This is a genomic window from Brevundimonas huaxiensis, assembly GCF_014218725.1.
Classification (GTDB): domain Bacteria; phylum Pseudomonadota; class Alphaproteobacteria; order Caulobacterales; family Caulobacteraceae; genus Brevundimonas; species Brevundimonas huaxiensis.
The window spans coordinates 82,582-105,050 of record NZ_JABBJE010000005.1 but is presented as its reverse complement, the minus strand read 5'-3'; the positions used below and the strand labels follow the sequence as shown (position 1 = coordinate 105,050).

Genomic DNA, 22,469 nt, shown 5'->3' with positions numbered 1-22,469 from the left:
GCCGGGGCTTTTTGCTGCGTGAAGCGCGACCTTAGAAGGTCTTGCGGACCCGCAACGAGACGAAGGTGCGCGGGTCGATGGAGCGCTCCTCGACGAAAGCGACCGTGCGCGGGTTGCGCGTGGCGTAGACCGTGCGCTGCTGGGTGAAGTCATCCCACAGGTTCAGCTGGGCGCGCAGCGACAGGGTCGGGCTGGGCTTATATTCGACGAAGGCCTCCAGATAGTCCGCGCCGCGCCAAGCGAAGGTCTGGTCCGGATCGTAGGTCGCCTGGCCCAGACGCGGCAGCCAGTTGATCCCCCACTGGGTCTTCCACGAAGTGATGTCCTGCTGGAAGCCGACATTGGCCTGGCTGGGGCGCACGCCCGAGATGCGGCGGTCCTCGCCCGTGGTCGGGTCGGTGACACTGGTCTTGTTCCAGTCGTTTTGGAAGGTGAAGCGGGCGCCCGAAATCCCGACCTTGTCCAGCGGCACCACCACGTTCAGCGACAGCTGATCCAGCGTTCCGTCGCCGATGTTGCCGGTCGCCGACAGGCCGCCGGGCAGGGGCAGCCGGTCGATCACGTCGATGATGCGGTCGTGGCGATAGCCGATCGAGACCACGCCCTCGCCCCAAAAGCGGCGCTCATAGGACAGCTCGGAAATCCAGCGCTGTTCCGGCTCCAGATCGACGTTGCCGCCGAACACCGTGCCGTCGCTCAGTTCAGCCGAGGCGGCGAAGTCGCCGAAGTCCAGCTGACCCAGTTCCCGTTCGAAGCGGAAACGCAGTTGGTTGTTCGCCATCGGCGTCCAGGTCGCCAGCAGGCGCGGCTTGGCGAAGAAGAAGCTCTTTTCCTGGTCCGCATCGCCCGACTGGCTGATGGTGGAGGCTTCCAGGCGCACGCCGCCTTCCAGCGTCAGTTTCGGATTGATCCGCCAGGTCGCCTTGCTGAAGGCTTCACCGCGCGTCTCCTCGACCTTGACCGAGGCGCTGGGCAGGGGCACGCCGACGCCGCCGATGGTGAAGGCCTGGTTCACGTCCAGCATATTGTAGGCGATCTCGGCGCCGGCCTCGATCGTCAGGGCCGGGGAGCGTTCGTGACGCAACAGGGCGCGCAGGATGGATTCCGACGAGTCGCCATTGGATTTGAACAGCTGCTCCGGCGCCGCCGTGCCGTTCAGGGTCTCGTTGCTGCCCGACACGCTGTCGAAGCTTGAGAACTCGTGGATCAGACGCGTCTCCACGGTCCAGCGCGGGTTCAGGGTGCGGGTCCAGGTCAGGCCCAGCTCGCCGGAATCGCCGTCTTCGGCATAGTCGCTGCGCCGCAGCGACGTGGGCGACGAAAGCTCGGTCCAATTCTGATAGTCGTTCAGACCATAGCGGGCGGTGCCTTCCAGCTTTCCGCCGAACACGGGGCCGGTGTAGTTGCCGCGAATGCTCTGACCGCCGCCCCATCCGTCGTTTTCAAAACGCTCGTCGCGGATGACGTCGCCGGCGGCGTTGCGACGGATCGACCGGCCGACGCCGTTGGAATCGCTGGATCCCATGCCGTCCGACAGGGTCACGCCCCAGCTGCGATCGCCCTTGTTCTGCGTGAACTGATAGGAGCCGCCATAGATGTCATGGCCGCCTTCGAACAGCATGGCGTTCCAGGTCAGGATCGACTGGCGGCTGTCGGTCGTCTTCAGGATGACGTTCACGACGACGGAATAGCCCTGCATGTCGATGCCCGGCCTGCCGCCCCGGATCAGTTCGATACGCTCGACCTGATTGGCCAGGGTCCGGCCCAGGACGTTCGAACCCGAGTCGTTCTTTGAGGCGGGGCGGTTGTTGTTGATCAGCACATTGCCGACCGCCCCTTCGAAACCGCGCGCGCCCGATCCGTTGTCGATGGAGAAGCCGGGGACGCGGTTGACCATGTCGAGCGCCGTATTGGGGCGCTGGGCGGCGAAGAAGTCCGGCGTGAAGACCAGCACGCCGCGCTGGCTGGCGTCGGCCAGGGGCGCCTGGTTGGTCGGGCCGGTCGGCACCGGGGCCTCGGCGACTTGGGGCTTGTCTGCGTTGGAGGCGTCGGCGGCGAATGCGGCGCCGGCGGTGAAAAGCAGGGCGGTGCTGGCCAGCAGCAGGGTCTTTGTCATTGGTCTTCCCCTCGGGTGTTGGCGAGAGGTGTGCCGATCCGGCGCGTTCATCTCCAGTTACAAGGCCGCAAGGTGGATTAAATCGACGACATCATTACAGCGATTTCATTACAACAATGACAGTAATGATGTTTACAGCGATGTAATGATCAGACGTTCATCTTCTCTATTGCTTTTACTTGCCGCGATGACGCTGACGACCGCGCCTGCCGTCGCGCAGGACGCGCCCTCGGACGCCGTCGAGGATATCGTCGTCACCGCCCGCCGGATCGAGGCGCCGATGTGGGAGGTGCGGCGCGGCGACAGCGTGCTGATTCTGGTCGGATCGATCGACGGTTTGCCCAGAAAGATGGAGTGGCGCACCGACGCGCTCGTCTCTGCGGTTGATCGTGCCGACCGCGTTCTGTTTCCCGTCGAGGGGCGGGCGTCGCTGGCCGACGTGGGCCGGCTGATCTGGCGGTTTCGGACACTGACCCGTTTGCCGAACGGGCGCACCAGCGCCGACTATCTGTCCCCGGACCTTGAGGCCCGCGTCGAGCGCCTGACAGGCGAAGGCCCGACCCGCGACAGCATGCTGATCCTGTCGGGCGATCTGATGGAACTAGGCGGCTACAGCAGCGGCGGGCGTCCGGTGTCCGGCCTGGTTCGTCAGGCGACGCGCGCCAATCGCACGCCGGCTGAACCCGTCGGCATCTTCAGGGGTGACGAACTGATCGAAAAGGTTCTGACGACGCCGCCGGAACGCTATCTCGACTGTATCGACGCTGCGGCGACGGCGGCGGAGGCCGGGGTCGAGGCGGGCGCGCAACGTGCGGAGAACTGGCGTCTTCGCCGGATCCCGGCGGTGTTGGACTCGCCCCTGGAAAAGGCGGCGACGGCCTGTTCCTACTGGTCGGTGATGGCCCAGGCGGACGATCTGCGTCGGATATGGAACACGGCGGTGGACAAGGCGCTGGAAGAGGACGGAGTCACCGTCGCCATCGCGCCCTTGCGGCTATTGGCCGAGCCGAACGGCGTATTGGATCGGCTGGAGGCGGAGGGGCTGGAACCGATTGGTCCCGAATGGCGCCCCTCCGCCCCCGCTCAATCGGCGCGCTAGAGCTTACTTGCGTTCCGGAACGGCGTCGCGGGCGGCTTCGCCGATGTTGTCGGCGGCGTTGCCGACGCTCTCGGCGGCGCCGGCGATGGCGTTGTCCTTCACCGCGTCGCTGCGGTTCATGTTCATCAGGAAGTAGCCGATCACCAGCACGGCCAGCAGGCCGACGATCAGGGCGACGATGGCGCCCATGCCGCTGCCGCGACGCTCGACGACGGTGGTGGGCACCGCGCTGGTTTCAGTGATGCGTTCGACCCGGCCGTCGGGATGTTGGACTTCGCGTTCGGTAGGCATGGTGTTTCCTCTCCAGTGTGGCGGGGAAACACCCTTTGCAGCGATACGGTTCCGCTCGCTCAGACGGCGGTGCCGCCGACCGTCAGGCCGCCGATCTTGAGGCTGGGTTGGCCGATGCCGACCGGCACGCCCTGTCCGGCCTTGCCGCAGACGCCGACGCCCGGATCGAAGGCGAAGTCGTCGCCGACCATCTGGATCCTAGTCAGGGCCGTGGCCCCGTCGCCGATCAGGGTCGCGCCGCGGACGGGTGCGGTGATCACCCCGTCCTCGATCAGATAGGCCTCGTTGCACTGGAACACGAACTTGCCGTTGGTGATGTCCACCTGGCCGCCCGAGAAGTTGGCGGCGTAGAGGCCGCGCTTCGTATTGGCGATCATGTCGGCCTTGGAGTCCCGGCCAGCCTCCATGAAGGTGTTGGTCATGCGCGGCATGGGCATATGGGCGAAGGACTGGCGCCGGCCGTTGCCGGTTGCGGCGACGCCCAGCTGACGCGCCGACAGCCGGTCGTGCATCAACCCGACCATGATCCCGTCCTCGATCAGCACGGTGCGCGAGGTGGGCGTGCCCTCGTCATCGACCGACAGGGAGCCGCGCCGTCCGGCGATCGAGCCGTCATCGACCACGGTGACGCCGGGGGCGGCGACCCGCTGGCCCATCATGCCGTTGAAGACCGACGAGCCCTTACGGTGGAAGTCGCCCTCGAAGCCGTGTCCGATGGCCTCGTGCAGGAGCACGCCGGGCCAGCCGGCGCCCAGGACCACGTCCATCTCGCCCGCCGGGCAATCGACGGCGTCCAGATTGACCAGAGCCTGACGCAAGGCCTCGTCCACCTTGGCCTGCCAGCGTTCGGGCGCGACCCAGGCCTCGAAGCCGGCCCGACCGCCGGCGCCGGACGACGCGCTCTCGCGCTTGCCGTTCTGCTCGACGGTGACCGAGACGTTCAGACGGACGAGGGGGCGAACATCGCGCACCGCCCGCTCGTCGGCGCGCAGGATCTCGATGGCGCGACGTTCGCCGATCAGAGAGGCGGACACCTGAACCACGCGCGGATCGCGGGCGCGCGCCCAGGCGTCGATCTCGGCCAGCAGGGCGATCTTGTCGGAGAAGGCGGGCGAGGCGAGCGGATCGACCTCGCCATACAGTTTCTGATTGGTGGCGCGCGGCCCTTCGGCGACCCGCGCCTCATGCCCTTGTTTGGCCAGGGCGGCGCTGTCGGCGGCGCGACGCAGGGCGTCGGCCGAGATTTCGTTGGCGTGGGCGTAACCGGCCGTCTCGCCCGCGACGACCCGCAGGCCGAAGCCCTCGGTGGCGTCATAGGCGGCGGACTTCAGCCGGCCGTCGTCGAACACCAGGCTCTCGCTCGCGGACCGCTCCAGGAACAGTTCGCCGTCGTCGGCGCCGGCCAGGGCCGTTTTCAGGATCGACAGGGCTTCATCGGTGTCGACGCCGGCGGCGTCGAGGATGGGCGGCGGGGAGGCGTGAACGGTCATGGCCTGTAGGTAGGGGCTGAAGGCCGTTTCGTCACCTGCCCCGGCGCGCGAAACCGCCGATCAGTCCAGCGGCTGGGGCCGCGTCACCACCGGGCCATCGGGATCGCTGCTCGACGGGCGTGCCGCGGTCGGGGCGGGCGTCGGCGCCGTCGGGACGATCACCAGCGGCTCCGTCGTGACGGTCGGAGCCGGCGTGGACGGCGCTGGAGTGGTGGTCGTGGGCGCACGCGTCGTCGGTTGCGTCGTTGCGGCCGGCGTCTGGTTCTGGGCCGGGGTCTGCGTGCGGGGCGTGGCCGTCGTCGCGCGCGGCGTCGTCGTTGCCGGCGTAGAAGCGGCGGGGGCGGGCGGCGTCGTTGTGGTCGTCGCGGCGGGCGCGGGCTGTTCGGTCGCGACGACAGGGGCGGCTTCGGCGGGGATCGTATCGGCCGGCGGGGCCGTCAGAGGCGCATCGGCGGCGACGGCGGGCTTGGACGCCGCCGGGGTCGAGCCGGGACGCATCGCGAACCACAGGCCCCCTCCGGCGATCAACAGGGCGACCATCCCGACCCCAACATAGAGCGGCAGGCGCGAGGTCTTGGCGGGCGCACGGGCGAAGCTAGGCGTGATCGGCGCAGCCGCCAGCGCGATGGCGGGTCTGGCCGCAACCGTTGGGGCGGCGGCGACGGGTTCGGCCGCGACCGGCTTCGGCGCAGGGGCGGGCGTCGTCTCGGGCGCGGGTAGGGGCCGCACGGTCAGATCGGGTTGAGCGGCCGGCGCCGGCTGCGGCCTGGGCTGCGGCGGCATCGAAGCCTGGGGCTGCGGCTGGGCCTGGGCCGGGCGCGCCGTCGGGATCAGCGAACCGCCCAGGATGCTTGCCCCCTGCGGACGGGGCGCGGGACGCGGCGCCGGATTGGCGGGCGTCGTCTGACCCTTGGCCGGCGCGACGCCGGAGGCCAGGCTCTGGGTGTGGATCGAGGCCTGCTGTTGTTGCGGCGTGGGCTTGCGCGGCGGCGGATTGGGAATGCGGTCCAGCGGATTGGGCGCGACCGGCACCGGCCCGACGTGGAAGGTCGTCGCGGGCATGCGCCCCCAGGTCACCGGCTTGCGGGCGAAGGGCTGGGGCGGGGTCTTCTGGTCGTCGGACATGGTCTTCTCAATCGCTGGCGATCTGGCCCGTTTCGTGACGGATCAGTTCTTGAGCCGGTAGCCGGTCTTGAACATCCACATGACGATGCCCAGGCAGACGGCGAAGAAGGCCAGGGTGGCGGCGACGCTGACGCCGATGGCCACATCGCCCTGGCCATAGAAGGCCCAGCGGAAGCCCGAGATCAGATAGACCACAGGATTGAACAGGGTCACCGTGCGCCAGCCGTCCGGCAGCATGTCGATGGAATAGAAGGCGCCGCCCAGGAAGGTCAGGGGCGTCACGACCAGCATCGGGATCATCTGAAGCTGCTCGAACCCATTAGCCCAGACCCCGATGATGAAACCGAACAGGCTGAAGGTCACCGAAATCAGGATCAAGAAGGCCATCATCCAGACCGGATGCAAGATCTGCAGCGGCACGAAGAAGGCCGCCGTCGCCAGGATGATCAGCCCCAGCACCGCCGACTTGGTCGCCGCTGCACCGACATAGGCCAGCACGATCTCCAGCGACGACACCGGCGCCGACAGGATTTCGTAGATCGTCCCCGTGAACTTGGGGAAGTAGATGCCGAACGAGGCGTTGAAGATCGACTGTGTGAACAGGCTGAGCATGATCAGGCCCGGCACGATGAAGGCGCCGTAGGGTACGCCGTCCACCTGTTGCATCCGGCTGCCGATCGCGCCGCCGAAGACGACGAAATACAGGGCCGTGGTGATCACCGGCGTGACCACGCTCTGCCACAGGGTGCGCAGCGCACGCGCCATCTCGAAGCGATAGATGGCCCATACCCCGCGAGGATTGGCGCCGTATCCGTTGAAGGTCATGCCGCGGCTCCGTTCTGGTGGACCAGGCTGACGAAGATGTCTTCCAGCGAGCTCTGGCGGGTGTTCAAGTCCTTGAAGCCGATGTTCAGCGCCTCAAGCCGGCGGATCAGCGAGGGCACGCCCGTATCGTCGGCGTTGGCGTCGAAACTGTACTCCAGCTCGCCCCCCTCGTTCTTCAGCGTCAGGTCCCAGTCGGACAGGTCGGCGGGCAGGGCGCCCAACGGCTCGATCAGGTTCAGCGTCAGGGTCTTCTTGCCCAGCTTCTTCATCAGGGCCGACTTCTCCTCGACTAGGATCAGCTCGCCCTTCAGGATCACGCCCACCCGGTCGGCCATTTCCTCGGCCTCCTCGATGTAATGGGTCGTCAGGATGATGGTCACGCCGCGCTCGCGCAGCTTTCTGACCATCGCCCACATGTCGCGGCGCAGCTCGACATCGACCCCGGCGGTCGGCTCGTCCAGGAACAGGATGTCCGGTTCGTGGCTCAGGGCCTTGGCGATCATCACCCGCCGCTTCATCCCGCCCGACAGGGTCATGATCTTGGCGTCGCGCTTGTCCCAAAGCGACAGGTCCTTCAGCACGCCTTCGATGAACGCGGGGTTTGGCGCCTTGCCGAACAGGCCCCGACTGAAGGTGACGGTGGCCAGCACGGTCTCGAAGGCGTCAGTGGTCAGCTCCTGCGGCACCAGACCGATCTTGGTGCGGGCGGCGCGGAAATCGGACTGGATGTCATGGCCGTCGGCGACCACGGTTCCGGTCGTCGGCGTGACGATGCCGCAGACGATGGAGATCAGTGTGGTCTTGCCCGCGCCGTTCGGACCCAGCAGGGCGAAAATCTCGCCCTTGTCGATCGTCAGGTCGATGCGCTTCAGCGCCTGATGCCCCGACTTGTAGGTCTTGGTCAGGCCGTCGATCTCGATTACGGGCATGGGCTTTCCTTTCCGGCGCGCACGGCGGCGCGGGCCGGGTGTGGCGGCAATATGGCGTGCCTGACGCCTGACTCAAGTGGCGGGCGGCGCTCAATGGACGCCAAGTCGTTGTTAACCCGATTGTCGCACGGTGCCGGCCTGAGTTGAGTTTTGGCAGGAGCTTTCGTGCCGTCCCTGTCCGCCGCCCACCACGCCGCTCTGACGGCGATCGTCGAGGCCTGCCCCGACGCATCGCTGGGGATGCTGGGGGCGGCCGTGGCGGCGCTGAAGGGCGACAAGGCGGCCGAACTGGCGAACATCGTCGCCGCCGAGGCGCGCGATCGCGCCCGTCGCGGCACGGCCTTCGCTCCCCTGCTGCCGCTCTTTCAGCCGCGCGCCGACGGCGTGCCGGCCCTGGTCTTTCCGCCTCTGGTCCTGAAACGGGTCTGGCGCGAGGCGGTCAAGGGCGAGGAGGATTTCCTGCCGCTGCTGGACGGGGCCGTGGCCGTGGACGGCGAATGGACCCTGGCCGCCGATCGGCTGTGCGCCAAGGCGGCCGCCGTGCTGCGCGACCGGCCGCGCGACGTCTGGCCGGAGTTTCAGCGCCCCGCCGACGACCAGCCCCCATCCACTCCGGTGGAACTGGCCGGCTGTTTCGACCTGACGCCTCTGGCCCGCAGCGCCCTGCCGCGCCTGCCCGTCTGGCTGGAACGCCCCGACGACAACCAACTGGCGGGGCTCAGGCTGCTGATCCAGGACTGTCTGGCGATGTCGCCGGACGGAGGGCGGCGCATGATCGACATCCTGTTCGCCCATGTGGCCGACGCCGAGCGGATGCTGCGGGTCGTGACGCGGACCAGCCGCCTGGCCGACCGTGAAATCACCCTCAGCCATTCCGATATGGGCGTCTTCGTCGAGCGGCTGCTGACCTCCGTTCAGGCGCGGGTGCAGAAAATCGCCGTCGTGGTCCGATCGTCGCTGGGCGAGACCGCGATGCTGGGCGTGGTGGACGACGTCAACTGGTGCGCGGGCGTGCTGGCCGAGATGGACCTCAGTTTGCAGGTGCGGCCCGATTCAAGCTGGGGCAAGACGGCGCGGATGGCGCGGGTCCAGGTGTCGGGCCAGCTTTCGGGTCTGATGAAGTCCGCTTCCAGCGCCGTCCACGCCGCCCTGCCGATGAAGCGTCAGGTCATCACCGGCCGCATGACGCGTATGTCGCCCTGGCTGGAGGCGCCGGCCGAGGGCGAACCGATCGAGGCGGCGGCGGCCTTGCTGGCGGCAGTGGCGGCCCTGCGCGGCGCCGCCGTCACCTTCGGCTGTGAAGCCGATCGCTCGGGTTGAAGGCCGACCTGACCGACTACCTCTCCACCTGGTCCGACGAGGCGCTGAACAGTCTGTCGGATGGCGAGGCCGAAAATCCCGACCATGTGCTGCGTCTGATCGGGGTCGCGGCGCGGTTCCTGACCGTGATCGAGGCGCTGGAGGCGGCGCGCGCGGTCAGGCGACGCGCGGCCTCGGCGGAACTGGCGCGGCTGGGCTGAAACGACGCCTCGCCCGACGTTCGCGGATGGGTTAGACGGCGAGGATGATCGTCTTCTGGACAATGACGGGACTGGCGGCGGCCCTGGCCGCCCTGCTGGTGCTGACCGGCGCGCGACGCGGCGCGGATCCGGCGGCCGGCGCCGAAACCCAGGCCGGCTCGCGCGAGATCGAGGAACTGGATCGGCTGAAGGCGCGCGGCCTGCTGGACGAGGCGGCCTACGCGAGCGCGCGCGCCGAGGCGGGGCGGCGGCTTCTGGCCGTTTCGGCGGCCACGACCCCGGTGGCCGGCGCCCGCGATCGGTTCTGGGTGCTGGGCGGAATCGGCGTGACCGTCGCGGCCGCCCTGGGCCTGTATGTGTTCACCGGCTCGCCCGGCCTGCCGGATCAGGCCTATGAGCGGCGCGTCGACGATTGGGCGGCCAATCTGGATCGGCTGGAGCCGGCGCAACTGGCGGCGGTGACCGCGCGGGTCGTTCAGGAGCGGCCCAAGGATCGGCAGGCGCTGGCCATGCTGGGCGCGGCCCGGTTCGCCGCCGGCGATCCGCTGGGCGCCGCCTCCGCCTTTCGCCGTCTGATCGCCCTGGACCCCCGTGACGCCCAGGCCTGGGCGCGGCTGGGCGAAAGCCTTGTCGTCGCCAATGACAACCAGATCGGCGGCGACGCCGAGGCCGCCTTCCGTGAGGCCTTGAAACTGGACCCCGACCAGCTCGGCGCGCGCTTCTTCCTGGGTGAGGCCGCCCTGCGGCGGGGCGACGCCGCCGGGGCGCGCACCCTGTGGACGCCCCTGATCGCCGCGCTCGACCCGGCCGATCCGCGTCGTCTGGATCTGGAACGCCGACTGCCGAAGGGCGGCGCGCAATGACGCGTTGGTCCTGCGCGACGACGGCGGTATATGCCGCCCGTCCGTCCCTGGAATCCGGAATGTCCATCGCATGAGCTGGCTGCCCAAATCGCCGAAGGCGCGTCGCCGCCTGTGGGTCGTCGCCGCCGTGGCGCCGATCCTGGCGCTGGCGGTCGGCCTGTCGCTGTGGGCGATGCAGGACAGCGTGACCTTCTTCTATTCGCCGTCCGAGGCCACCGCCGACAAGGCGCCGGAGGGCCGCAACATCCGTCTGGGCGGCCTGGTCGAGGCCGGCAGCGTGCAAAAGACCGGCGACGGCGTGGTCGCCTTCGTCGTCACCGACAACGCCGCCACGACCCGTGTCGTCTATCACGGCGACCTGCCCGACCTGTTCCGCGAAGGGCAGGGGATCGTGGCGCAAGGGGCCTTCGGCGCCGATCGCACCTTCCACGCCAGCCAGGTCCTGGCCAAGCACGACGAGAACTATATGCCGCGCGAGGTCGCCGACCGTCTGAAGGAAAAGGGCGAGTGGCGGCCGGACGGCCCCGAAGCGCGCTCAAGCAGGCCGCAGGCCGATAGCGCTCCGACGCGCTTATGATCGCCGAGCTTGGGGCCTTCGCCCTGGCGCTGGCGCTGGCGCTGTCGATCTTGCAGACGGGCCTTTCGGCGGCCGGGCGCGCGCGGCGCAGCCCGGTCCTGGCCGGGGCCGCCCAGGACGCGGCTTTGGCGGCGGCGGCGGCGGTCGCGCTCAGTTTCGCAGCCCTGATCTACGCCTTCGTCGTCTCCGACTTCTCGGTCTCCAACGTCGCGGCCAACAGCCACACCGACAAGCCGATGCTCTACAAGGTCGCCGGCGCCTGGGGCAGCCACGAGGGGTCGCTTCTGCTCTGGTGTCTGGTGCTGACCGTCTTCGGCGGGGCGCTGGCGCGAGCGCGCGGCCTGCCGTTCGGGCTGAAGGCCTCGGCCGTGGCGGTGCAGGGTGCGCTGGGCTCGCTGTTCCTGGCCTTCGCCGTCTTCACCTCCAGCCCGTTCACCCGCCTGGACCCCGCGCCGTTCCAGGGCGCGTCGCTGAACCCCTTGTTGCAGGACCCGGCGTTGGCCGTGCATCCGCCGCTGCTTTACGCCGGCTATGTCGGGTTCTCGATCTGCTTCTCCCTGGCCGTCGCGGCCCTGATCGAGGGACGGGCGCAGACCGCCTTCTGGCCCGCCTGGGGACGCTGGGTCCGACCCTGGGCGCTGGCCAGCTGGGCCTTCCTGACCGTCGGCATCACCCTGGGCTCCTTCTGGGCCTATTATGAGCTGGGCTGGGGCGGCTGGTGGTTTTGGGACCCGGTCGAGAACGCCTCCTTCATGCCCTGGCTTGCGGGCGCGGCCCTTTTGCACAGCGCGGTTGTGACCGAGCGGCGCGGCGCGCTGGCCGGCTGGACCGTGTTCCTCGCTTTGCTGGCCTTCACCTTCTCCATGCTGGGCGCCTTTTTGGTGCGCTCGGGCGTGCTGACATCCGTCCACGCCTTCGCCGTCGATCCCCAGCGCGGGCTGATGCTGCTGGCCATTCTCGGGATCACGGCCGGCGCCGCCTTCGCCCTGTTCGCCTGGCGCGCGCCCCAGCTGAAGGGCGGCGGCCTGTTTGCGCCGGTCAGCCGCGAGGGGGCGCTGGTGCTGAACAATCTGTTCCTGACGGCGGCGGCCGCGACGGTGCTGCTGGGCACCCTCTATCCGCTGATCCTGGAAGCGGCGTCCGGCGCGACCATCTCGGTCGGTCCGCCCTATTTCGCCGCCACCTTCACCCCGCTGATGATGGTCGCCTTCCTGATCCTGCCGGCCGGTCCGCTGCTGGCCTGGAAGCGGGGCGACCTGCCCGGCGCGATGCAGCGCCTGGCGGTCGCGGGGGGTCTGGCGATCGTCGGCGCCCTGGCGGCCTACGCCCTGTGGGAGCCCAGGAAGGCCTTCGCCGCCGCCGGCATCGGCCTGGGCCTGTGGCTCATCCTGGGATCGCTGTCGGAAGTCGCCGAGCGCGCCCGCCTGTTCCGCGCCGCGATGGCCGAGACGCTGCGCCGACTGAAAGGGCTGCCGCTGGGCGCCTGGGGCATGACCCTGGCGCATCTGGGTCTGGGCGTCTTCATCCTTGGGGCGGTGGTCGAGACCGGTTTCAAGGCCGAGGCCGCCCGCGCCGTCTCTCTGGGCCAGAGCGTGTCCGCCGGCCCCTGGACCGTCACGCTTGACGACGTGCGCGTCGTCGAGGGGCCGAACTATCTGGCCGAGCAGGGCCGACTGACCGTGCGCGCCACGAACGATCAGGGCCGCGCCAGCACCGTGACCGCCGAGCGCCGCTTCTTCCCCGCCGGCGGTCAGACCACCACCGAAGTCGGGCTGGATTTCCGGGGCCTGGACGACGTCTATGTCGTGATCGGTGAACGCGCGGGCAGTCCCGAACAGCCGGCTTGGGTCGTGCGTCTTTATTGGAACCCCTGGGCGCGACTGATCTTCCTCGGGCCGATGATCATGGCCTTGGGCGGGGTGCTGTCGCTGCTGGATCGCCGGCTCCGGCTCGGGATCGGCGCGCGCCGGCGCAAGACCGCATGAGGCGCCTGGCGATCCTGCTGGCCGCGCCGGTCCTGGCGCTGATGCTGACGGCGGCCGAGCCGCCCGCCGCACCGGACCGCCCCTTGGCCGATGCGACCCAGGAGGCCCGGGCCCAGGCCCTGTTCAAGGATGTGCGCTGCGTCGTCTGCCAGCACGAGGCCATCGCCGACAGCCCGGCGGGCGTAGCCGGCGACATGCGCCGCCTGATCCGAGAGGAGATCGCGGCCGGCGCGTCGGATCAGGCCGTGCGCGACGATCTGGTGCGGCGCTTCGGCGACTATGTGCTGTTCACCCCGCCGGTTCGGGCGGGGACCTGGCTGCTGTGGTTCGGCCCGTTCGCCCTTGTGCTGCTGGCCGTCGCCGTTCTGGCCCTGCGCGCGCGCCGTCGTCCGGCCGAGGCCGTTCCCCTGACGCCCGAAGAAGAACGCCGGCTGGACGAAGTTCTACGAAATGAGAAGCTTCGCCGCGATCCTGACGCAACCTCGCCTCACGACGGGCGCTAGTCGAGATCAACGATCGGCGGTCGGGCTTGGCGCAAAGCCGGTTCGGCCTATATCAATCGCGAAACCGACGCCCGTCTGGCGCTGGACAAGAGGATCGCAAGGACCACGATGCTGAAGCGCAAGGAGTTCATTCTCGGGGCCGCGGCCGGCCTGACCCTGGCGGCGGCGGCGACCGCCGGCGGCGTCATCACCTGGCCCGGCGCGCATGCGGAACCGCAGGCGGTGAACCGGATCACCCCGGTCCCGGCCAACGGCGACGCCTTCACGCCCCCGCCGGGTGCGCCCAGCAGCTTCGCGACCATCTTCGACCAGGTCTCGCCCGCCGTCGTTCAGATCGACGTGACGGTCAAGGTGGACCAGCCTCAGGGCGGCGCCTTCCAGATCCCCGGCCTGCCGTTCCAGTTCGTGCCGCCGCAAGGCCGCGGCGGTCAGGGCAATGATGAGCCGCAGACGACCCAGGGCGCCGGTTCGGGCTTCTTCATCTCGCAGGACGGCTTCATCGTCACCAACAACCACGTCGTCGCCGACGCGACCGAGATCAAGGTAAAGATGTCGGACGGCCGCGAACTGCCGGCCCGTCTGATCGGCCGCGATCCCGGCACCGACCTGGCGGTGATCAAGGTCGAGGGCAGCGACTTCAAATACGTCAGCTTCGAAGAAACGGCCGAGCCGCGCGTGGGCGACTGGGTCATCGCCATCGGCAACCCCTTCGGCCTGGGCGGCACCGCCACGGCGGGCATCGTCTCGGCCAAGGCCCGCGACATCGATCCGTCGGGCTACAACGACTACATCCAGATCGACGCCGCCATCAACCGGGGCAACTCGGGCGGCCCGACCTTCGACATCCACGGCCGCGTCATCGGCGTGAACTCGGCCATCTATTCGCCCACGGGCGGCTCAGTCGGCATCGGCTTCGCCATTCCGGCGGACACCGCCAAGACGATCACCGAACGTCTGATGCGCGGCGAAGCGATCGAGCGTGGCTATCTGGGCGTACAGATCGGCAATCTGACTGACGAGTACAAGGAAAGCCTGGGACTGCCGACGACGACGAAGGGCGCCTTCGTGGTCGAGGTGACGCCTGACGCGCCGGCGGCGCGGGCCGGCCTCCAACCCGGCGATGTCGTGGTCAGCCTGAACGGCCGCGCCATCGAAGGTTCCAGTGAACTGACGCGAGCTGTCGGTTCGGCCAAGCCGGGCGACACGCTGCGCCTTGAACTGCTGCGTGAAGGACGTCGTCAAACCGTCAACGTTCGTGCGGGAACGCGCCCGGCCAACCTCGAAACCGCGGTGACCAACGATAACGACGGATCCGGTATGCCCAATAATCCGGGTGCTGCTGCTGGCGAAGTCGTGGAGGGCCTGACCATCGCGCCTGTCAGCGCGGCGCTGCGCAGTCGCTTTGACATTCCGGAGGGTGTTCAGGGGCTGGTGGTGACGGCTGTAAGCCAGCAATCTCGCGCCGGTCGCCTCGGATTCCAGCCGGGCATGGTGATTCTTCAGGCCAATGGGCGGAGCGTCGGCTCGACCGCCGATTTCAAGGGCGCGGTAGAGGCGGTCAAGAGCGCCGGTCGTCCTGGCGTTCTGCTGCTCGTGCGGACACCGCGTGGCAACAGTCCGATCGTTCTGCCGCTTCAGGACAAGAACTGATCGGCATTCTGACCAAGCCTTAACTCGTCAATCGCCGCCGATGCGCTACCATCGGCGGCGATTTTGATTCCGGGAGGGGTTTCGATGCGGATTCTGGTGGTCGAGGATGACGCCGAGGCGGCGACCGCCATGGTGCGGGGCCTGTCCGAAGCCGGACATGAGGTCACCCACGCCGTGGACGGCGCCTTTGGCCTGCTGGAGTCGCAAAAAGGCGGCTACGACGTCTATGTGGTGGACCGGATGATGCCGCGCCTGGACGGCGTCGGCATGGTCGAGACGGTGCGCAAGGGCGGCGATCAGACGCCGGTCCTGTTCCTGTCGGCCCTGGGCGAGGTCGAGGACCGGGTCACGGGCCTGAAGGCCGGCGCCGACGACTATCTGGTCAAGCCCTACGCCTTCGCCGAACTGATCGCGCGGGTCGAGGCCCTGGCCCGTCGTCGCGAGACCGGCGGGGTGCAGACCGTGCTCAAGGTCGGCGACCTGGAGATGAACCTGATCGGCCGCACCGTGCATCGCGGAACGACCGAGATCGATCTTCAGCCGCGCGAGTTCCAGCTGCTGGAGTTCCTGATGCGCCACGCCGGCCAGTCGGTGACGCGCACCATGCTGCTGGAAAAGGTCTGGGAATACCATTTCGACCCCCAGACCAACGTCATCGACGTCCACATCAGCCGCCTGCGCTCCAAGATCGACAAGGGCTTCGACCGCGCCATGCTGCAGACCGTGCGCGGGGCGGGATATCGGTTGGAGGCGTGACTTGAGATCCTCCCCCGCAATGCGGGGGAGGGGGACCGCCGGCACGGCGGTGGAGGGGGCGACCCTAGACACCGGCGCTGAAGCCGCCCCCTCCACCACTTCGTGGTCCCCCTCCCCCGTGAACGGGGGAGGATGTTAGGGTGCGCCTTCCCTCCCTCCTACGCCGTACGCCCTTCCGGCTGACGCTGCTGTTTCTGGCGCTGTTCGTGGCGGCGGCGGGCGCGATCCTGGCCTATGTCTATTTCGCCTCGGCGTCGGAGGCCCAAGGCCGGGCCAGGGCGGATGTGGAGATCGAACTGGGCGCCCTGACGGCGATCCACCGCACGCGCGGCATCGACGCCCTGAACCAGGCCCTGGTGGAACGCTCCATCCGGGGCGGACCGTATCTGTATCTGCTGACCGACAAGGCCGGAAAGACGATCACCGGCAACATCACCGAATCCCCGATCGACATCGACCTCAGCCTGCCGGCCGGCGCCAGCGACTGGGAAACCTTCCGCCTGACCGACACGGACGCCCAAGGCAAGGTCCAGCGGCGGCGCTCCATTGGGGTGATCACCACCCTGGCCGGCGGCGAACATCTGTTCGTCGGTCAGGACATCGGCGACATCGAGGCCTATCTGGCGCGCCTGACCCAGGCCCTGTGGGGCGCCATGGCCCTGGTCATGCTGCTGGGCCTGGCGGGCGGTCTCTACATCAGCCGGCGGGTCGAAAACGCCATGGCCGGGCTGAACCGCGTCGTGCAGTCGGTGCAGGACGGCGACCTCAAGGTCCGTGCGCCCGTGCGCCACACCGGCGACGAACTGGACGAACTGGGCCAGGGGCTGAACACCATGCTGGATCGGCTGGAGGCGTCCATGTCCTCGATCCGCCACGCCGGCGACGCCATCGCCCACGACCTGCGCTCGCCCCTGACGCGGATGCGGGCCAAGCTTGAGGTCGCTCTGATCGACGCCGAAGCCGGCAAGATCGACGGCGTCGACGCCCTGGGCATCGCCCTGGATGAGGCCGACCATCTGCTGAAGACGTTCAACACCGTCCTGGCCATCGCGCGACTTCAGGCGGGCGGGGCGCCGGATCCCAAGGTCATGGACGCCGCCGACCTCGCCGCCGACATGGCCGAACTTTACGAACCGGCGGCCGAGGACAAGGCCATCGACTTCTCGTCCGAGGTCGAAAAGGGGCTGATGATCGAGGGCAACCAGCCCTTCCTGGCCCAGGCCCTGGCCAACCTGATCGACAACGCCATCAAATACACCCCCGCCGGCGGGGCGGTGAAGCTGCGTGCGCGCCGCCGCTCGTCGGGCGAGATCGAATATTCCGTCACCGACACCGGACCGGGCGTCCCGGAAGAGGACCGCGAGCGGGTGGTCCAGCGGTTCGTGCGCCTGGACAACAGCCGCACCGAACCCGGCTCGGGCCTGGGGCTTTCACTGGTGACGGCGGTCGCCGAGGCGCACGGGGGGCGGGTGGTGCTGGACGAAGGCCCCGGCGCCTACGGCGATTACGGACCGGGGTTGCGGGTGGCGTTGGTGCTGCCGCCCGCCTCGACCGGGATGAGCGGATGATGTGATGGCCCATCCAGAAACCTTGATCCCGTTGGCTGACAGTCTCACGCCCGCCGGTCCGGTCACAAACATCGCTGCCGCCGACCGTCTGCACGAAACCCTGATCCAAGCCGCCGACGCCGGCGGCTGGCGCGAGACTCTGGACCCCGCCTGGCCCGCCCTGGCCCCCGTCGCCGGCGCCTCGCCCTATCTCGCCGGTCTGATGCGGCGTCGCCCCGCCCATCTGAGAAACCTGCTGGAAGCCGATCCGGTCGAGACGCTGGAGCGGATCATTCGCGATACGGACGCGCTGGACGCCGAACCGGACGCGGTGCGTGCTCCGCTACGCGTGCTGAAGGCCGACCTGCATCTGCTGACCGCCCTGGCCGATCTGGGCGGGGTTTGGGATCTGGATCAGGTCACCGACGCCCTGTCCCGGTTCGCCGACGCCTCTTGCCGCGCGGCCCTGCGCGCCGTCGCCGCCGAACAGAGGGCGCGCGGCCGACTGATCTCGCCGCCCGGCGATCCGCGCGGCCCCATCCCCGGCCTGTTCGGCCTGGCCATGGGCAAACATGGCGCCAACGAACTGAACTATTCGTCCGACATCGACATCTCCCTCTTCTTCGAGCCGCGCCTGATGGGTTTGGCCCTGCGCGAGGGCGAGGAGATGCAGGACTTCGCCAATCGCGTCGGCAAGGGGATCGCCACCCTGCTGACCGAGCGGACAGGCGACGGCTATGTCTTCCGCGTCGATCTGCGGCTGCGGCCGGACCCGTCCTCGACCCCGCCGGTCGTCGCCGGGCCGATGGCCCTGGCCTACTATGAAAGCGTCGGCCAGAACTGGGAGCGGGCGGCCTTTATCAAGGCGCGGCCGGTGCTGGGCGACATGCGCGCGGCGGGCCGGTTCCTGAAGGCCATGATCCCCTTCATCTGGCGACGCAGCCTGGATTATGCGGCCGTGCTCGACATCCAGTCGATCAAGAAACAGATCCATGTCCACAAGACGGGCGAGGGGCTGCAGGCCGCCGGGGCCAATCTGAAGCTGGGTCGCGGCGGCATCCGCGAGATCGAATTCTACGCCCAGACCCAGCAGCTGATCCTGGGCGGCCGCGATCCGACTTTGCGCAAGCCCCGCACGCTGGAGGCGCTGAAGGCACTGGCCGACGCGCGCCATGTGCCCCAGGCGGTCTGCGAGGAGCTGTCGGCCGCCTATGTCGCGCTGCGCGGGCTGGAGCACCGGGTGCAGATGCTCGACGACGAGCAGACCCACCGCCTGCCCGAGGACGCCGAGCGCCGCGTCGCCGTCGCCGCCCTGGCCGGTTCGAACGATCTGGCCGCCTTCGACGCCAAGGTCGAGGCCCTCCTGGCGCGGGTCAACGCCCGGTATGGCGAACTGTTCGAGGGCGGCGAAGATCTGGATTCCAGCTACGGCAGCCTGGTCTTCACCGGGGTCGAGAATGATCCCGAGACGCTGGAAACCCTGCGCCGCATGGGCTTTTCCGAGGCGCCGTCGGTCGCCGACACGATCCGCAGCTGGCACCACGGACGCATCCCCGCGACACGCACGGCGCGGGGGCGCGAACTGTTCACCCGCCTGGCGCCGCGCCTGCTGGAGGCCCTGGCCCGGTCCGGTGCGCCGGACGAGGCGTTCCGGCGTTTCGCGGTCTTCTTCTCCGGCCTGGCGGCGGGCGTGCAGGTCCAGGCCCTGTTCCTGAACCAGCCCAAACTGTTCGAGATGGTGCTGGGCGTCATGGCCTTCGCGCCGCGTCTCGCCCGGACGCTCGGCCGGCAACCGGCGGCGCTGGATGGCGTGCTGGACGCCCGCTTCCTGGTCGATCTGTCCGAAGAGACCGGTCTGACCGAACAGATGCTGCGTGAGGCCGGCGAGACCGAGGATTTCGAAGGGGCCATGAACGCCGTGCGCCGCCTGCATCGCGAGCAGATGTTCCGCATCGGCATCCACGCCCTGACCGGCCGGGCGGGGGCCGAGGCGGCGGGCCGCGCCTATGCCGCCCTGGCCGACGCCGCCATGCGCACCCTGTCGCCCGCCGCCCTGGCCGAGACCGAACGGCTGGGCGGCGCCTTCCCCGGCGCGGTCGCGGTGGTCGCCTTGGGCAAGGCCGGCTCGCGCGAGATGACGGCCGGATCGGACCTGGATCTGATGACCCTGTACGAGGCGCCGCCCGAGGCGACCTCCGAGATCAAGGGCTGGACCGCCGACGTCTTCTACGCCCGCTTCACGCAGCGGCTGATCGCGGCCCTGTCGGCGCATACGGCGGAAGGCGGCCTCTATGAGGTGGACATGCGCCTGCGCCCCACCGGCTCCAAGGGGCCGGTGTCGGTGCGGCTGAAGGCGTTCGACGCCTATTACGAAAAGGAGGCGGAGACGTGGGAGTTCATGGTCCTGACCCGCGCCCGCGTGGTCTGGGCCAGCGATCCCAAGTTCGGCGCTCAGGTTTCGGCGGCTATCGAGGCCGCCCTGCGTCGCCCGCGTCCCGGCGTCGATGTCGCCGCCGATGTCCGAAAGATGCGCGCCCTGATGGATCGCGAGCGTCGCCCGCACGGCTTCTGGGACTTGAAGCTGTCGCCGGGCGGGCAGGTGGACGCCGAGTTCGCCGCCCAGTTCCGCCAGCTTCAGGCCGCCGCCATCGGCGAGCCCTTGATCCTGTCGACGCTTGAGGCCTTGCACGACGACCCGGTCCTGGCCGAGGCCTGGCGTGTGCAGCAGCGGCTGGCCCACCTTCTGGCCGCCGCCTTCGAGGGGCGGGTCGATCCGGAGGGCGAACCCGGCGTCTTCCAGCTGCGCCTGGCCGAGGCCGCCGGCGCGCCGGACTTCGACACGCTGAAGACCGAGCTGACCGACCTGCGCGCGCGGGCGCGAAAGGCCTTCGAGCGTGCGGTTCCAGCAGGCCGCGACGGAGAATCCGCAACGCCGCGTTCAATCTCCTGACAGGGCAATGTCAAAGGGCGCCAAACGCGCCCGTGGAGATGATCGAGATGAGAAACACCTTTCTGACCGGCCTGGGCGTCATCGCTCTGGCCGCCGCCGCCGGCGCCGCGACCGCACAGGTTCCGCCGGCTCCCGCCGAGCATGCTCCCGCGCCGCATCATGCGCGCGCGGATCCGAACCGCCAGATCACCCGCGCCGAGTTCGTCGATGCGCGCATCGCGCGTCTGACGGCGCTCGACACGAACCGAGACGGCTCAGTCAGCCCCGAGGAACGCGCCGCCGCCATGCAGGCCCGTCGCGCCGAACGGGCGGGCGACCGCTTCGCCAAGCTGGACGCGAACGGCGACGGTTCCATCAGCCGGGCCGAGTTCGACGCCGGCCATGCCGCACGCCCGGATCGCGGTCCACGCGCGGAGCGTGCCGGTCATCGTGAGGATCGTCGCGGCGGCGCACATCACGCCATGCGCGGACAAGGCCGCGAACGCGGGCCGGTGGTGATCGCCGAAGCCTCCGCCAAGCTCGGCGAGCGTTTCGACAAGATGGACGCTGACCGCGACGGCGTGATCTCCGCCGACGAGCGCCGGGCGGCCATGTCCGCGCAGCGTGAGCAACGGCAGGAACGCCGCGCGGCCCGCCAGGCGCAGCGTCCGGCGCAACAACCCGCTTCCCCCGTCCCGGCTTCGGAGTAAGACGGTGTCGGGGTCGGCCGTCGTGAACGCACCGGTTCCTTTCGTCAGCAGCGGAAGAGGCAGGTTTGGTCGCGATCGTCGACCCCGACGAGGATCTGGTGCGGCGCGTGGGGCAGGGCGACCCGGCGGCGGCGCAGACGCTTGTCTCGCGCAAGCTGCCGCGCATCCTGTCGCTGGCCCAGCGGATGCTGGGCGACGCCGTCGAGGCCGAGGACGTGGCCCAGGAGACGATGCTCAAGGCCTGGCGTCAGGCGCCAAGGTGGACGCCCGGCAAGGCCCGGTTCGACACTTGGCTGCACCGGGTCGCGCTGAACCTCTGTTACGATCGGCTGAGGCGTCGGCGCGAAATCCCGACCGACACGCCGCCAGATCGTCCCGACGAAGGCCCGGCGCCGGATCGCGGTCTGCTGGCGGCCGAGACGGGCGTACGGGTCACGGCGGCCCTGAAACGGCTGCCGGACCGACAGCGCGAGGCCATCGTCCTGTGCCATTATCAGGAGCTGTCGAATATCGATGCGGCGGCCCTGATGGAGATCAGCGTCGAGGCGCTGGAGAGTTTGTTGTCGCGCGGTCGTCGCGCATTGCGTCTGGCCCTTTCGGACATCGGTCCGGGGTCGATTAGAGGAGACGGACGATGAAGGCGGAACGGTTGCACGAACTGGCGGACGCCTATGGCGCCGACCTGCGTCGGTGGCCCGCGTCCGAGCGCGCCTTCGCCGAAAGCCTGATCGCCGCCGATCCGTCGTTAAAGGCGGTGCTGGATCAGGCGGCCGCGCTGGACGCGCTGCTCGACGCTGCGCCCGAACCTGTCCCGTCCGCCGCCCTGACCGCGCGCATCCTTGCGGCTGCGCCCCGGGCGAGAAGCCGTCTGGGCAAGGCGATCTGGTATCTGGGCGCCGGTTGGGCCGCCGCAGCCTGTGCGGGCGTGGTCGCCGGCGTGGGCCTGACGACACACCTGACCGCCGACGCGCGCGCCGATGCGGTGCTTTATCAATCCTCGCTGACGGGCGTGGATGACACGGAATTGCTGGGATGACGTCCAAGAGCCTGAAGATCGCCCTGGCCGTCTCGGTGGCCCTGAACCTGTTCGCCGTGGCGGGCGGGGTCACCTATGTCGTCAACCGCGACCGGATCGAACGCCGGATCGAGGATCAACGCCGTCCAGGCCGTGAGGGACCGCTGGCCGAGGTGCTGGCCGATCTGGATCCGGCCGTGCGCCAGCGCGTGCGCACCGCGCTGCGCGAATCGGCCCTGGCGGCGCGTCCTGATTTCGAGGCGGCCCGCGCCGCCCGGCGCGAGGCCATCGACGTCGCCGGTCAGCCGACCCTGGACGCGGCCCGGGTCGAAAGCCTGCTGGAACAGTCCAGAGCCGTTGAGATGCGGGGCCGCACGCGCCTGGAAAACGGCGCGGTCGCCGTGCTGGCGACGCTGACGCCCGAGGAGCGCAAGGCCCTGGCCCCGATCCTTCAGCGTAAGGGCAATGCTCGTCGCGCCGCAGCCCGCGGGCCGGATCACCGTCAGCCGGACGACCCCGCGCCCCGCTGACGGCGCTTC

General features: G+C 69.2%; 21 protein-coding genes. 15 read left to right on the top strand and 6 right to left on the bottom strand.

Annotation, left to right across the window (positions count from 1 at the left end):
• Positions 1–31: 31 nt before the first annotated feature.
• Entirely contained in the window at positions 32–2,116 is a 2,085-nt protein-coding gene (locus tag HF680_RS11260; RefSeq protein ID WP_185225122.1) for a TonB-dependent receptor plug domain-containing protein, read from the bottom strand.
• Positions 2,117–2,303: 187 nt separating this feature from the next.
• Between HF680_RS11260 and HF680_RS11255 the strand changes: the two genes are divergently transcribed.
• On the top strand, positions 2,304–3,215 hold the full coding sequence (locus tag HF680_RS11255) for a TraB/GumN family protein (RefSeq protein WP_185225121.1): 912 nt from the start codon (positions 2,304–2,306) through the stop codon (positions 3,213–3,215).
• A 3-nt stretch (positions 3,216–3,218) separates the two neighbouring features.
• Here HF680_RS11255 and HF680_RS11250 read toward each other — a convergent pair whose 3' ends face one another.
• The 5 genes from HF680_RS11250 to HF680_RS11230 are packed head-to-tail and all read right to left on the bottom strand — an operon-like array spanning position 3,219 to position 7,875.
• Positions 3,219–3,506, bottom strand: a complete 288-nt coding sequence (locus tag HF680_RS11250) for a hypothetical protein (protein ID WP_185225120.1) — start codon at positions 3,504–3,506, stop codon at positions 3,219–3,221.
• A gap of 59 nt (positions 3,507–3,565) precedes the next feature.
• Complete coding sequence (tldD, locus tag HF680_RS11245) at positions 3,566–4,996, bottom strand: metalloprotease TldD (protein WP_185225119.1); 1,431 nt, start codon at positions 4,994–4,996, stop codon at positions 3,566–3,568.
• 60 nt (positions 4,997–5,056) lie between these two features.
• The gene (locus HF680_RS11240; RefSeq protein WP_185225118.1) at positions 5,057–6,121 is read right to left on the bottom strand and encodes a flagellar basal body-associated FliL family protein; all 1,065 of its coding nucleotides are present in this window, start codon (positions 6,119–6,121) and stop codon (positions 5,057–5,059) included.
• A 42-nt stretch (positions 6,122–6,163) separates the two neighbouring features.
• A complete protein-coding gene (locus HF680_RS11235; RefSeq protein ID WP_185225117.1) occupies positions 6,164–6,946 on the bottom strand; it encodes an ABC transporter permease in 783 nt (260 codons plus the stop codon).
• Positions 6,943–7,875 (bottom strand): ABC transporter ATP-binding protein, encoded by a 933-nt coding sequence (locus HF680_RS11230; RefSeq protein ID WP_185225116.1) that lies wholly within the window; start codon positions 7,873–7,875, stop codon positions 6,943–6,945. Before HF680_RS11230 ends, HF680_RS11235 begins: the two co-directional genes overlap by 4 nt.
• 165 nt (positions 7,876–8,040) lie before the next feature.
• Between HF680_RS11230 and HF680_RS11225 the strand changes: the two genes are divergently transcribed.
• From HF680_RS11225 to HF680_RS11165, 14 genes are all read left to right on the top strand, one after another.
• Positions 8,041–9,195, top strand: coding sequence for a hypothetical protein (locus HF680_RS11225; protein ID WP_205196227.1), 1,155 nt, complete (start codon positions 8,041–8,043; stop codon positions 9,193–9,195).
• Complete coding sequence (locus tag HF680_RS15795) at positions 9,192–9,395, top strand: hypothetical protein (RefSeq protein WP_205196226.1); 204 nt, start codon at positions 9,192–9,194, stop codon at positions 9,393–9,395. The genes HF680_RS11225 and HF680_RS15795 overlap by 4 nt, the downstream gene beginning before the upstream one ends.
• 44 nt (positions 9,396–9,439) lie before the next feature.
• Complete coding sequence (gene ccmI / locus HF680_RS11220; RefSeq protein ID WP_185225115.1) at positions 9,440–10,258, top strand: c-type cytochrome biogenesis protein CcmI; 819 nt, start codon at positions 9,440–9,442, stop codon at positions 10,256–10,258.
• A gap of 70 nt (positions 10,259–10,328) precedes the next feature.
• Positions 10,329–10,835 (top strand): cytochrome c maturation protein CcmE, encoded by a 507-nt coding sequence (gene ccmE / locus HF680_RS11215; RefSeq protein ID WP_185225114.1) that lies wholly within the window; start codon positions 10,329–10,331, stop codon positions 10,833–10,835.
• Positions 10,832–12,820 (top strand): heme lyase CcmF/NrfE family subunit, encoded by a 1,989-nt coding sequence (locus HF680_RS11210; RefSeq protein ID WP_185225113.1) that lies wholly within the window; start codon positions 10,832–10,834, stop codon positions 12,818–12,820. Before ccmE ends, HF680_RS11210 begins: the two co-directional genes overlap by 4 nt.
• On the top strand, positions 12,817–13,323 hold the full coding sequence (locus HF680_RS11205) for a cytochrome c-type biogenesis protein (RefSeq protein ID WP_185225112.1): 507 nt from the start codon (positions 12,817–12,819) through the stop codon (positions 13,321–13,323). Before HF680_RS11210 ends, HF680_RS11205 begins: the two co-directional genes overlap by 4 nt.
• Positions 13,324–13,431: 108 nt before the next feature.
• Positions 13,432–14,973 (top strand): Do family serine endopeptidase, encoded by a 1,542-nt coding sequence (locus tag HF680_RS11200; protein WP_185225111.1) that lies wholly within the window; start codon positions 13,432–13,434, stop codon positions 14,971–14,973.
• A gap of 84 nt (positions 14,974–15,057) precedes the next feature.
• The gene (locus HF680_RS11195) at positions 15,058–15,729 is read left to right on the top strand and encodes a response regulator transcription factor (protein ID WP_017504381.1); all 672 of its coding nucleotides are present in this window, start codon (positions 15,058–15,060) and stop codon (positions 15,727–15,729) included.
• Between the two features lie 140 nt (positions 15,730–15,869).
• Complete coding sequence (locus tag HF680_RS11190; RefSeq protein ID WP_185225110.1) at positions 15,870–17,297, top strand: sensor histidine kinase; 1,428 nt, start codon at positions 15,870–15,872, stop codon at positions 17,295–17,297.
• Between the two features lie 4 nt (positions 17,298–17,301).
• Positions 17,302–20,226 (top strand): bifunctional [glutamine synthetase] adenylyltransferase/[glutamine synthetase]-adenylyl-L-tyrosine phosphorylase, encoded by a 2,925-nt coding sequence (locus tag HF680_RS11185; protein WP_185225109.1) that lies wholly within the window; start codon positions 17,302–17,304, stop codon positions 20,224–20,226.
• 47 nt (positions 20,227–20,273) lie between these two features.
• Positions 20,274–20,915 (top strand): EF-hand domain-containing protein, encoded by a 642-nt coding sequence (locus HF680_RS11180; RefSeq protein ID WP_205196225.1) that lies wholly within the window; start codon positions 20,274–20,276, stop codon positions 20,913–20,915.
• A gap of 65 nt (positions 20,916–20,980) precedes the next feature.
• Positions 20,981–21,553, top strand: a complete 573-nt coding sequence (locus HF680_RS11175; RefSeq protein ID WP_055803350.1) for an RNA polymerase sigma factor — start codon at positions 20,981–20,983, stop codon at positions 21,551–21,553.
• Entirely contained in the window at positions 21,550–21,951 is a 402-nt protein-coding gene (locus tag HF680_RS11170) for a hypothetical protein (RefSeq protein WP_185225107.1), read from the top strand. Before HF680_RS11175 ends, HF680_RS11170 begins: the two co-directional genes overlap by 4 nt.
• The gene (locus HF680_RS11165; RefSeq protein ID WP_185225106.1) at positions 21,948–22,460 is read left to right on the top strand and encodes a periplasmic heavy metal sensor; all 513 of its coding nucleotides are present in this window, start codon (positions 21,948–21,950) and stop codon (positions 22,458–22,460) included. Before HF680_RS11170 ends, HF680_RS11165 begins: the two co-directional genes overlap by 4 nt.
• Positions 22,461–22,469: the final 9 nt, after the last annotated feature.

Bases quoted from the DNA above. Each gene is read 5' to 3' on its own strand.
- HF680_RS11185 (WP_185225109.1), top strand. From the start codon at position 17,302: ATGGCCCATCCAGAAACCTTGATCCCGTTGGCTGACAGTCTCACGCCC.
- HF680_RS11260 (WP_185225122.1), bottom strand. From the start codon at position 2,116: ATGACAAAGACCCTGCTGCTGGCCAGCACCGCCCTGCTTTTCACCGCC.
- HF680_RS11210 (WP_185225113.1), top strand. From the start codon at position 10,832: ATGATCGCCGAGCTTGGGGCCTTCGCCCTGGCGCTGGCGCTGGCGCTG.
- HF680_RS11205 (WP_185225112.1), top strand. From the start codon at position 12,817: ATGAGGCGCCTGGCGATCCTGCTGGCCGCGCCGGTCCTGGCGCTGATG.
- HF680_RS11170 (WP_185225107.1), top strand. From the start codon at position 21,550: ATGAAGGCGGAACGGTTGCACGAACTGGCGGACGCCTATGGCGCCGAC.
- HF680_RS11240 (WP_185225118.1), bottom strand. From the start codon at position 6,121: ATGTCCGACGACCAGAAGACCCCGCCCCAGCCCTTCGCCCGCAAGCCG.
- HF680_RS11180 (WP_205196225.1), top strand. From the start codon at position 20,274: ATGAGAAACACCTTTCTGACCGGCCTGGGCGTCATCGCTCTGGCCGCC.
- HF680_RS11250 (WP_185225120.1), bottom strand. From the start codon at position 3,506: ATGCCTACCGAACGCGAAGTCCAACATCCCGACGGCCGGGTCGAACGC.
- HF680_RS11195 (WP_017504381.1), top strand. From the start codon at position 15,058: ATGCGGATTCTGGTGGTCGAGGATGACGCCGAGGCGGCGACCGCCATG.
- HF680_RS11230 (WP_185225116.1), bottom strand. From the start codon at position 7,875: ATGCCCGTAATCGAGATCGACGGCCTGACCAAGACCTACAAGTCGGGG.
- ccmI (WP_185225115.1), top strand. From the start codon at position 9,440: ATGATCGTCTTCTGGACAATGACGGGACTGGCGGCGGCCCTGGCCGCC.
- ccmE (WP_185225114.1), top strand. From the start codon at position 10,329: ATGAGCTGGCTGCCCAAATCGCCGAAGGCGCGTCGCCGCCTGTGGGTC.
- HF680_RS11255 (WP_185225121.1), top strand. From the start codon at position 2,304: ATGACGCTGACGACCGCGCCTGCCGTCGCGCAGGACGCGCCCTCGGAC.
- HF680_RS11200 (WP_185225111.1), top strand. From the start codon at position 13,432: ATGCTGAAGCGCAAGGAGTTCATTCTCGGGGCCGCGGCCGGCCTGACC.
- HF680_RS11165 (WP_185225106.1), top strand. From the start codon at position 21,948: ATGACGTCCAAGAGCCTGAAGATCGCCCTGGCCGTCTCGGTGGCCCTG.
- tldD (WP_185225119.1), bottom strand. From the start codon at position 4,996: ATGACCGTTCACGCCTCCCCGCCGCCCATCCTCGACGCCGCCGGCGTC.
- HF680_RS11235 (WP_185225117.1), bottom strand. From the start codon at position 6,946: ATGACCTTCAACGGATACGGCGCCAATCCTCGCGGGGTATGGGCCATC.